At 69.1% G+C, this 9,539-nt stretch carries 10 protein-coding genes and 1 riboswitch; of the genes, 3 read left to right on the top strand and 7 right to left on the bottom strand.

Translation table 11 applies throughout. The features are described 5' to 3' along the window. Positions 1 to 247: 247 nt before the first annotated feature. Together BCF74_RS16755 and BCF74_RS16750 are read left to right on the top strand one after the other, a co-directional pair. Complete coding sequence (locus tag BCF74_RS16755) at positions 248 to 1,021, top strand: polyprenol monophosphomannose synthase (protein WP_245889430.1); 774 nt, start codon at positions 248 to 250, stop codon at positions 1,019 to 1,021. Continuing rightward, a complete protein-coding gene (locus tag BCF74_RS16750; RefSeq protein WP_245889429.1) occupies positions 1,018 to 1,572 on the top strand; it encodes an FxsA family protein in 555 nt (184 codons plus the stop codon). The genes BCF74_RS16755 and BCF74_RS16750 overlap by 4 nt, the downstream gene beginning before the upstream one ends. 218 nt (positions 1,573 to 1,790) lie before the next feature. Here the strand turns inward: BCF74_RS16750 and BCF74_RS16745 are convergent, their stop codons facing one another. The 4 genes from BCF74_RS16745 to BCF74_RS16725 form a co-directional block, all read right to left on the bottom strand. Then, entirely contained in the window at positions 1,791 to 2,153 is a 363-nt protein-coding gene (locus BCF74_RS16745; protein WP_106299064.1) for an RNA polymerase-binding protein RbpA, read from the bottom strand. Positions 2,154 to 2,502: 349 nt separating this feature from the next. Then, positions 2,503 to 3,891 carry an MFS transporter gene (locus tag BCF74_RS16740; protein ID WP_106299063.1) on the bottom strand — a complete coding sequence of 463 codons (1,389 nt, stop codon included), beginning with the start codon at positions 3,889 to 3,891 and terminating at the stop codon, positions 2,503 to 2,505. A gap of 94 nt (positions 3,892 to 3,985) precedes the next feature. Next, complete coding sequence (locus BCF74_RS16735; protein WP_146133030.1) at positions 3,986 to 5,488, bottom strand: D-alanyl-D-alanine carboxypeptidase family protein; 1,503 nt, start codon at positions 5,486 to 5,488, stop codon at positions 3,986 to 3,988. Positions 5,489 to 5,672: 184 nt separating this feature from the next. Next, a complete protein-coding gene (locus tag BCF74_RS16725; protein ID WP_146133029.1) occupies positions 5,673 to 6,428 on the bottom strand; it encodes an SGNH/GDSL hydrolase family protein in 756 nt (251 codons plus the stop codon). A gap of 156 nt (positions 6,429 to 6,584) precedes the next feature. Here BCF74_RS16725 and BCF74_RS16720 point away from each other — a divergent pair, with 156 nt between their 5' ends. Further along, the gene (locus BCF74_RS16720; RefSeq protein WP_106299065.1) at positions 6,585 to 6,941 is read left to right on the top strand and encodes a single-stranded DNA-binding protein; all 357 of its coding nucleotides are present in this window, start codon (positions 6,585 to 6,587) and stop codon (positions 6,939 to 6,941) included. A gap of 288 nt (positions 6,942 to 7,229) precedes the next feature. Here the strand turns inward: BCF74_RS16720 and BCF74_RS16715 are convergent, their stop codons facing one another. The 3 genes from BCF74_RS16715 to BCF74_RS16705 form a co-directional block, all read right to left on the bottom strand. Next, positions 7,230 to 7,544, bottom strand: a complete 315-nt coding sequence (locus BCF74_RS16715) for a DMT family transporter (protein ID WP_106299059.1) — start codon at positions 7,542 to 7,544, stop codon at positions 7,230 to 7,232. A 15-nt stretch (positions 7,545 to 7,559) separates the two neighbouring features. Further along, positions 7,560 to 7,625, bottom strand: a riboswitch (guanidine-III (ykkC-III) riboswitch). Between the two features lie 558 nt (positions 7,626 to 8,183). Next, entirely contained in the window at positions 8,184 to 8,849 is a 666-nt protein-coding gene (locus BCF74_RS17185) for a hypothetical protein (protein ID WP_146133028.1), read from the bottom strand. 5 nt (positions 8,850 to 8,854) lie between these two features. Next, on the bottom strand, positions 8,855 to 9,232 hold the full coding sequence (locus tag BCF74_RS16705; RefSeq protein ID WP_146133027.1) for a hypothetical protein: 378 nt from the start codon (positions 9,230 to 9,232) through the stop codon (positions 8,855 to 8,857). Positions 9,233 to 9,539 lie beyond the last annotated feature (307 nt).

Below are 9,539 nucleotides of genomic sequence, written 5' to 3'. Positions count from 1 at the left end.
TCAAGGGTCAATGTCGGCCGACGTGAACAGGCACCCGCATGCCCATTTTCTCCCCGGAACGGGCCGCCCGGAACGGGCGCACAGAACTGATTGCGCAATGTTCGCATCCTCGCTCCGCGTCGGATGCGAACATTGCGCCATCAGCCGGAGGTGGGGTCGGGGGAACGGTTAGGGTCGGGCGGAGAACTTCTGACCCTCGTCGCGCGCCCCTCGCAGTGGGCCGCGACCCCAGCCAGCAAGGACGACGTTGACGCAGTACCCCAGCCTCGACCGCGTGGTCGTGCTCATCCCGACCTACAACGAGCGCGACAACCTCCCGCGCATCGTCGAGCGAGTCCGCGGCGCCGTGCCGCAGGTCGACATCTGCGTCCTCGACGACAACTCGCCCGACGGCACCGGTGACGTCGCCGACGAGCTGGCCGCCGCCGACGGACAGGTCCACGTCATCCACCGCACCGGCAAGGAAGGTCTCGGCGCGGCATACCTCCACGGGTTCCGCTGGGCGCTGGAGCAGGGCTACGACGCCGTCGTCGAGATGGACGCCGACGGCTCGCACCGTCCGGAGGACCTGCACAAGCTGCTCGACGCCGCGCAGGACGCCGACGTCGTCATCGGCTCGCGCTGGGTGCCCGGCGGCGAGATCGTCAACTGGCCGACGCACCGCAAGGTCCTCAGCGTCGGCGGCAACCTCTACACCAAGCTGCTCCTCGGCATGGACGTCAGTGACGCGACGGCGGGGTACCGGGTCTACCGGGCGGATGCGTTGCGCGCGCTCGACCTCGGCAGTGTCGAGTCGGCCGGCTACTGCTTCCAGGTCGACCTCACCCGGCGCGCGGTCCATGCCGGGCTGACCGTCGTCGAGGTGCCGATCACCTTCGTCGAGCGCGAGGTGGGGGACTCGAAGATGGATGGCGGCATCGTGCGCGAGTCACTGCAGCGGATCACCGTGTGGGGCGTCGAGCACCGGGCGGAGCAGCTGCGGGAACGCCTCGGTGGGCGCGGTCGTTGGCACAGGTTGTGAACCAGTCGATCGGATCCACCCCGTATGCGCGGCGTCAGCGACGTCCGCGCTGGCTCACGTGGGTCCTCGTCGGGCTGGTGCTCGCCCCAATCATCGAGATCACCGTGCTCGTCATGGTCGGCAAGGCCATCGGCATCGGGTGGACCCTGCTCGCCCTGCTCGTCCTGACGCTGCTCGGGACGTGGCTCATGCGCCGCGAGGGTTCGCGGTCGTGGCGAGCGCTGCGGGAGGCGTCGGCGACAGGTCGGCCGCCGAGCCGGGAGATCGCCGACGGTGCGCTCGTGCTCATCGGTGGCGCGTTCCTGCTCCTGCCCGGGTTCGTCAGTGACGTCATCGGGCTGTTCTTCATCCTGCCGTTCACCCGCGGGGTGGCGCGGCGGCTGCTCGAGGCGTTCGTCGCGAGCCGCGTGCTGCTGGTCAGCCCGTTCGGAAGCGGCCGCTTCGGTCCCGGGTCCGGCCCTGGCACCGGCGGGGCGGCGGGCCCCGGCGGCGGCTACGGCACGGGCAACGGGGGAGCGGGCGGCACCATCCGCGGCGAAGTCATCGACTGACCCGCCCCACCTCACCACGACTTATTGCGCAGACTTCGCACGCGAAGTCTGCGCAATAAGTCGTGGTGAGGTGCGAAGTCTGCGCAATAGGTGGGGGAGATGCAGGTATGCCGTGCGCCCGAGGGGTGGGCACACGGCATACCTGGTCTGTGGTCGACTTCCCGAGCTGGTCTGTGGTCGCGCTCGACCGCTTCGGGTCGTCGACGGAAGGGGAAGCGTCAGGCGGTCTTCTTCTTGCCCGGCTTCTCACCGCGGGAGGCGCGCAGGAGCGTGAGACGCTCCTCGAGCAGCTCTTCGAGCTCGGGGATGGAGCGACGCTCGAGCAGCATGTCCCAGTGGGTACGGGCCGGCTTGACCGGCTTGGCCTCGGGCTCGGGGCCACCACCGACGAGCTTGGCCTCCTCGCCGCAGCGGCACTCCCACACTGGCGGGATCTCGGCCTCGACGGAGAAGGGAAGCTCGATCTTGTGGCCCTGGGGGCACAGGTAGGTCGTGATCTGGCGCTCGCTCGGGACGACGTTCTCGTCCGTCTCCATGCTCAGGGCACCGAGTCGGCTGCCGCGCAGGCTGCGTTCTGCCATGGGGGTTCTCCCAACGAAATCGTGGATCCCGACGGTGGACTGGCGACGTCGGGTGTCACAGGTGAAAACGGTCGAACCTCGACCGTTGTTCCGCACGCGGCTGTGTCTTCGCCGCTCGCCCTCGCGGGCTTCGGGGTCCCCCTGTGACCGATGTCACGCCATCACGGCGCGACCCTTCAGCCTACCGGACAACGGGTAGCCGACGCGAACTCATCCACAAGGCCGCGCGGGGCCTCCAGCCCACCCGACGGAGCGGAACCTTGAGTGAGGTGCGACTACGGAAGTTGCACCTCGCTCATGGTTCTCGCATGGGGCGGGAATCTTGGGGCGAGGGCGAGGGCGAGGCGGGTCAGACGACCGCCGGCATCTCGTTGCCGGCCTCGCGGATGCCGCGGCGCATGTCCACCCTCGACAGGAGCGCCCCGCCGAGGAGGAAGAACACGACGAGCGCGACGATCGCCGGCCGGTAGGAGTCGGTGACCTGGTGCACGACGCCGAAGATGACCGCGCCGAACCACGACGTGCCCCGCTCCAGCGCCTGGTAGAGCGAGAAGAACTCCGCCTCCCGGTCCCGCGGCACGAGCTGGGAGTACAGCGAGCGGGACAGCGCCTGGGTGCCTCCGAGGACGAGGCCGATGCCGACGCCGAGGGCGAACAGCGCGCCCGTCGCCCGTTCGGGCACGAAGTACGCCGCGACGATGACGAGCACCCACATGCCGAGCCCGACGAGCACGCTCCGCCACGCGCCATACCGCCGCGCGACGCGGCCGAAGAGCAGCGCACCGCCGAACGCGACGAACTGCACCATGAGGAACAGCGTCAGCATCGTCGTCTCGGGGAACCCGAGCTCGGCGGTGCCGTAGAGCGAGGACTGCCCGATGACGGTCTGGATGCCGTCGTTGAAGAACATGTACGCGACGAGGAAGAGCAGCGTCTGCTTGAGCGTCACCAGGTGCCGGAAGGTGTCGGCGAGCTGGCGCAGCGACCCCCCGACGACGCCGGCACGCGAGGCCACCACGGGCCGCTCCACGCCCCGCAGCTGCCACATGCCGAGCACCGGGATGAGCGTGAAGAGCCCCCACCAGAGCCCGGCCATGAGCATGCTGATCCGCACCGCGTTCGCCGTCCCACCGAAGGCGTCCTCGTTGCTCAGCATGAGGAAGTTCACCGCGAGCAGCAGGCCACCGCCGAGGTAGCCCAGTGCCCACCCGCGGGACGACACCTTGTCGCGGTCGTCGGGGTGGGTGATGCGCACGAGCAGCGCGTCATAGACGACGAGCGAGGCCCCCAGCGAGATGCTCGCGATGGTGAGCAGGACGACGCCGAGCGCCCAGTTCGTGCCTTGGACGAAGTACATGAGCGAGGCGGCGACCGCGCCGATGCCCGCGAAGAGCCCGAGCAGGCGGGCCGGACGCTTGGTGCGGTCGGCGATGGCGCCGACGAAGATCAGCAGGATCGCGCCGATGAACGTCGACAGCGCGACGGTGTACGGGTGCAGCGACCCCGGGTCGACGGGCAGGCCCATCACGCTGAGGTCGTTGGTGCAGGTCGCGCCCTCGGGCAGGTCGGGGCAGGCCGCCTCCGTCGCCACCGCGGTGAGGTAGGGGCCGAAGAGCACCGTCGCGGTCGTCGTGACGAACGCCGAGTTCGCCCAGTCGTACCAGTACCAGGAACGTTGGTATGCCGCGGTGCTGGCGTAGTCCTCGCGCGTCGGGGGAGGAGCGGACTGCGTCGTCATGTGCCGAACTGTCGCACACGCGCGGGACGGATGTGACGAGTACGGCTACTCATACCGGGACGGCGTCGGGGCGGGACGTTCGGTTCGCCGGCGCTCAGCCGGCGAACTCCCAGTGCCACGGCTCCGGGGTCGAGGAGTTCGGCCCCAGGTAGCTCGGGTGGAAGAAGCCATACAGCGGCGCGTTCTGCTTCATCCACAGGTGCGCCGGGTCGCCGAAGCTCTGGATGCCGCCGCACAGGTCGACGGCCATGCCCAAGCCGTGGTTGCTCCGGCCGGGGGTGGCGGCGAACTTGCCCTTCTTCGCCTTGGTGACGTACTGCCGGGCGAGCGAGCGATAGGAGTCGTTGACGCAGATGGGCGAGCCCGTCTGGCGCGCGTACTCCTGGCTCATCGCGTTGAACGCGGCCGCGGCGCGCGGGGCCATCGACTCGCCGGGGGCCTGCCAGAGCGGGCACCGGGCCGAGTCGGGCATGAGCCCGTTGGGGTAGGTGACGTCGGACGTCGTGCACGGCTTGCCGTAGGCGCCGACGGAGAGGTTGGCTCCCAGCGCCTTCTGCAGCTTCTCGAACGCGGCCTTCGCCTCGGGGGTCTGGATGCCGGCGAGGTATGCCGCGATGGGACCGGCCTTCGCGACGTCGGCCGAGAAGTTCTTCTGCAGGGCGGTGAGCTGCGCCTGCTGGCCCTTGACGACCTTGTCGAGCTCGGCCTTCTCCGCGACGATCTTGGCCGCGGCGTCGGTGGCGGTCTTCTGCGCCGCCGCCCGGTTGGCCGTGAGCTCCTGCTGGCGGGCCGTGAGGGTGCGCACCTCGTCGACGGCGCGTACCCGCTGGTCGGTGAGGTAGGAGAGGTCACCGAGCGGGTCACCGACCTCCGCCTCGTCGGCCTCCATGGCGTCGAGCATGTTCATCAGGTCGGCGGAGCCGCCCTCGCTGTAGGCGCGGAAGGCCCACTCGCGCACGATGGCGCGCTGCCGGTCGAGCCGTCCCTGGAGGACGCCGAGCTCGATCTTGGCCTGGTCGGCCGACGCCTTGGCTGCAGCCTCGGCGGCACGTGCCTTGGTCAGGGACTCGAGGAGGGCGTTGGCCTTGGCGGCCTGGGTCTGGAGCTCCTTGAGCGCGGTCGCGAGGCCGGTGTTGGAGGCCATGATCTGCGCCCAGATCTGCTCGGCCGCCGCGATCTGGTCCTTGACCTGGGCGGTGTTGAGGACGACGTCGTCGTTGAAGCTGCCGCGCCCCTTGCTCGGCGCGCCCGGAGGCGGCGGCTCCCACGGCAGCGGGGGGCGCGGGGTGGCCGTGGGGGTCGGCTTCGGCGTGGTCGAGCCCGAGGGCGGCGGTGTCGTCGTGCTGGGCGTCGGACTCGTGGGCGAGCTCGTCGAGGGTGTCGGGCTGGGGCTCGTCGGACTCGGGGCCGGGGAGGTCGTCGACGTCGAGGGGGACGGCTCGCTCGGCGTCGGCTCGGCGGAGCTCGTCGGCTCCATCACGAGCTGCGGCGCACCGGTCATCGGCTGGGCAGCCGAGGCCGTCCCGAGGGCGAAGGTCGCTGCGGCCACCCCCGTGACCGTCACCGCCGCGAGGTGCGACAGTCCCTTGCGTTGCATCACGTCACTCTCCGGTGCGCACGGTGCGCCCCTGCACGCGTGGACCTGACGTGGCCCACCCGATCAACCCTAGACGAGCGCAGCGAAGTTGTCAGGGGTTCGGTTCAGCCTGTGGGAAACCCTCCGCCAGGACCAGCCCGCACGGACCAGGGCGACCAGACCGACCGCATCGACGGGTGGACCGTCAGTTCGACGGGGCCCCGTCGATGGCCTTCGTGACGGCCGCCGCCAGCGCAGCGTGGCCGTCGTCGTCGGGGTCGTTGCTGCCAGCGGCCATGAGGTCGGGCTTGCCGACGAGGGGCTGGCCGGTGTCGAGGTAGGTCACCTTGGCCTCCTTCGCCGCCGTCTCCACCGCAGTCACCAGCGCGTCGAGGGTCTCGGGCTCGGGCCGTTGGTCCCACCACGGCGTCACGGCATAGATCTTCGCGTCCGGGAGCCCCTTGCGCAGGGAGGTCAAGGTGTCGGTGACGGCGGCACGCACGTCCGCGGACGGCATACCCGTGTCGTTGCCGCCGCCGCTCACGACGACGACGGTGGGCTTGGCCTTGACGACGTCGGCGACGGAGTCCTCGAAGCTCTGACACGCCTGCTCGCCGCAGGAGCCGGGCTTGCCCGATCGCAGGTAGCCGGTGCCGCCGTGGGCGAGGTTGACCTCCTTGAGGCCGAGCTCGGCGGCGACGAGGGAGGTCCACCGCTTCGCGGGTGCGCTGGCGCTGTCGCCTTCGGCCATGGAGTCACCGAGGAAGGCGACCGTCCCACCGGCACTGGCACTCGGGGACGGTGAGGCCGTCGGGGTCGAGGGGGCGCTCGACGTCGTGGTCGGGCGGTTGGCCTCGGTGGGCGTCGCGGGCTCGTCCTGGGAGCGCAGCGAGAACCCCACGAGGACGAGGGTGAGGACGAGGAGTCCTGCGAGCACGCCGTTCTGGGCCCGATCACTCATGTCGAGCAGTGTTCCACGGTCGGCCGGGTTGTCCACAGGACGCGGGTATGCCGCGCGTCGTCCACAGGCGCGCGGGTCACCGCTGGCGCTGGTCGCTTTGGGAGGCGACGGTATGCCGGTGCGGCGCCTGCCGCGGAAGGGGAGAGGTGTGTCGTGGTGACGACAAGCAAGGGAACGACGAAGAGGGGCACGGCGCCGGTCGAGGCGACGGTGAACCGGGTCGAGCTGGCCGGAAGGGTCAGTGGGGACCCGCAGGAGCGGACGCTGCCGAGCCGGGACGTCCTCGTCACTCTACGTCTCGTTGTGGCGCGATCCGGGGGAGGCCCCGTCGACACGATCGACCTGGCCTGCTGGTCGGCGTCGACGCGGCGGACGGCGCTGCGCCTCGGCGACGGTGACCGGGTCGAGGTGACGGGCGCGCTGCGGCGACGGTTCTTCCGGACGCCCGGGGGAGCGGCCAGCCGCTACGAGGTCGAGGTCTCCACGCTCCGGAGGGCGAGACGTGGCAATTGACACTGTCGCAGTTCCGGGTGATGGACGACGCACCGGCACGCGGTGGAGCATGGGAGCAACGTGAGGAGTCCGATCATGACTGACGCAGACGCATCTGAGTCGCGCGTACGCACGACGAAGCCAGAGCGCCCAAGCACCGCGGCGCGAGGCACACGGCGTTTTGTGACCACTCGGGCCAACCAGCGAGCCGCGGCACGCGTGATGATCGCGGCCGGCGCGAAGGCCAACCTTGAGGTTCCTCAGCGAGTTATCGACATCGCCGCTGAGACGCAGTGATCCTCGGCTGCGTCAGTGGGTGAGCTTGAGGCCGATGACGCCGGCGATGATCATGCCGACGAGCAGTATCCGGACGGCCGAGACGGGTTCGTCCCCGGTGGCCATGGCGTAGGCGACGGTGAGCACCGCGCCGATGCCGACCCATACGGCATACGCCGTGCCGACGGGCAGGTCGCGCATCGCGTAGGAGAGGCCGAGCATGCTGAGGACGACGGTGATGCCGAACGTGACGCTCGGCCAGAGACGCGTCAGGCCCTCTGACTTGCCGAGGGCGGTGGCCCACACGGCCTCGAGGACGCCGGAGAGGACGAGGACGATCCATGACATGACGGTGCACTCCTGGGTGGGCCGTCTTGTCGCGTCGCCGGGTACGGCGCCCCTCGTCCGGGAGCCCCTGGCGGGCTCTCTTCTCAGGGTCTCACAGGAATGCATCCACGCCGGCCGGGGCGCAGCCTACGTCCGCTCAGCCGGCTGACACCAGGGCGGAGCGTCCCAGAGTGCTGCCAGGTCGGTGTCCCGCCGCCGCCGTTACCGCCAAATCTGCGCTCGAACCGGGTGCCTGAGGTGTACGTGTCGCAATGGGTGTGCGACCCACCTGCCGCGTGAGCGACCACGTCCAAGTGCCCGAGAACAATGCGGGAACGTTGAGGCTGCCAGCGGTGCAGGTTCTCGCTCCTGGCATGGTCATCCCGAACGGGACATCGGCACCGGACGCGCCTGCCGTGGCGCCGGTTGCGTGTGCCGAAGCTGACACCCCGTTGCACGTGAAATTCGTGGGCACACCACTCACTGTGGTCTAGAACGTTGCTGTCCCGCTGGCCGAGATGACGCCGGAGTTCGTGAGAGGTGCGCTTGTGCCCCGAGGGACCACAGTCCATGTCGGGTTAGCGTGGACACCAGGGGTCGTGAAGAGGACGGCGGCTATTGCGACGGTGATGATGCAGACGATGCGACGGGCCATGGGTGTCACCACTGCAGGTCGACGACCGGATCGAGTAGGAGGTTGGAAGCGATCAGTCGCGCATTCGTCACGGTGCACCCTGTGTAACTCATCGCGAAACTCTGCGGCACGGGTGAGACGACGTCGGAGCCGGTGGCCGAACTGTAGGAGCCGGAGAACGACTTCGGGAACGTGGGTCCCGTCGCTGTCGTACCGGCACAGACACTCGACAGATCCCACGTCACGGAGTTGGCCGGGACGCTGAGTGTCCGGCCAAGCGTGTCGTCGTACAGCTGGCCGGGAACGGAACCGGCCATCGGCATGGACAACGTGAAACTCCACGGTCCGGACACCGTTGTCGGAATGTTCCGTGTTCCCGAGGTGCAGACCGTCGGGGTTGGGAGGGACGCCACGAGGGTGAGCGTCCCACCGGGCGGCGCCGAGAATGGCCCGGAGGTGGAGAGCCTGAGTGGCTGAGCTGTGGTGAATCGGCAGTCAATGGTGGCATTCGTACCGCCCACGCCTGCCTGGAAGCGCATCAGCCCGGCCGCGTTGACGACATCGCTGCTGGTGAGAGGTGCGTTCGTGCCCTCGTTCCAGAGGGTCCAGTTCGGATTCGCCCCAGCACCTATCGGAATGGCGAAGACCGTAGCGCACACCAGGGCGAGTAATCCGGAGACGCGCGTGGCCATACGATTCACCACTGAAGGTCGATGATGGGGTTCAGTTGGAAACTCGCACTGGTCAGGCGAGTGTTGAGGACCGTGCATCCCGTGTAGGTGACCGGGAATGCCTGCGGCACCGGGCTGGCCGTGACGACGCCCGTGCTCATGTCGTAGGTCCCCGTAAAGGTCTTGGCGGTTGTGGGGCCAGTCACCGTGGTGCCTGCGCAGAGCTGTGACAGGTCCGCGGTGAAGCCGTTCGCAGGGACGGTCAGGGATCCCGAGACGGTGCCGTTGAACAGCTGACCAGGGGTGGTCCCGGCCGGAGGGAGGGTCAACTTCAGGGTCCACGTCCCTGACTTCGTCACGCGCACGCGCAGCGTCCCGCTGAAGCAGTCCACCGTCGTCGGCACGTTGCGTGTGAGGGTCAGAACAGACCCCGGGGGGCCGCTGAGGGTTCCGGACGCCGACACGGACAGCGGGAACGTCGTCGGTGAGTACGAACACTTCATGGCCCGTAGGACGCCACCGATCGTTCCCTGAAACGTCTCCGATCCCGACGCATCGATGACGTCGGAACTCGTGAGTGGGGCATTCGTGGTCTCGTTGAAGAGTGTCCAGTTCGCTTGACTCGTGCCACTTCGGGCGATTCGGGGTGAGCGCGTGGCGTTTGTGCTGGTCAGCGGGTTGCGAGGGGCCGCGTTGACACACTAACCGGGT

It is taken from the genome of Knoellia remsis, assembly GCF_003002895.1.
In the GTDB taxonomy this organism is placed as follows: Bacteria; Actinomycetota; Actinomycetes; order Actinomycetales; family Dermatophilaceae; genus Knoellia; species Knoellia remsis.
The sequence above is the reverse complement of the archived record's forward strand: the minus strand, read 5'-3'. Positions and strand labels throughout refer to the sequence as shown.

Coding starts and splice junctions, on each gene's coding strand:
- BCF74_RS16745 (WP_106299064.1), bottom strand. CDS start 2,153: ATGGCAGAACGCAGCCTGCGCGGCAGCCGACTCGGTGCCCTGAGCATG.
- BCF74_RS16740 (WP_106299063.1), bottom strand. CDS start 3,891: ATGACGACGCAGTCCGCTCCTCCCCCGACGCGCGAGGACTACGCCAGC.
- BCF74_RS16735 (WP_146133030.1), bottom strand. CDS start 5,488: ATGCAACGCAAGGGACTGTCGCACCTCGCGGCGGTGACGGTCACGGGG.
- BCF74_RS16725 (WP_146133029.1), bottom strand. CDS start 6,428: ATGAGTGATCGGGCCCAGAACGGCGTGCTCGCAGGACTCCTCGTCCTC.
- BCF74_RS16715 (WP_106299059.1), bottom strand. CDS start 7,544: ATGTCATGGATCGTCCTCGTCCTCTCCGGCGTCCTCGAGGCCGTGTGG.
- BCF74_RS17185 (WP_146133028.1), bottom strand. CDS start 8,849: ATGGCCACGCGCGTCTCCGGATTACTCGCCCTGGTGTGCGCTACGGTC.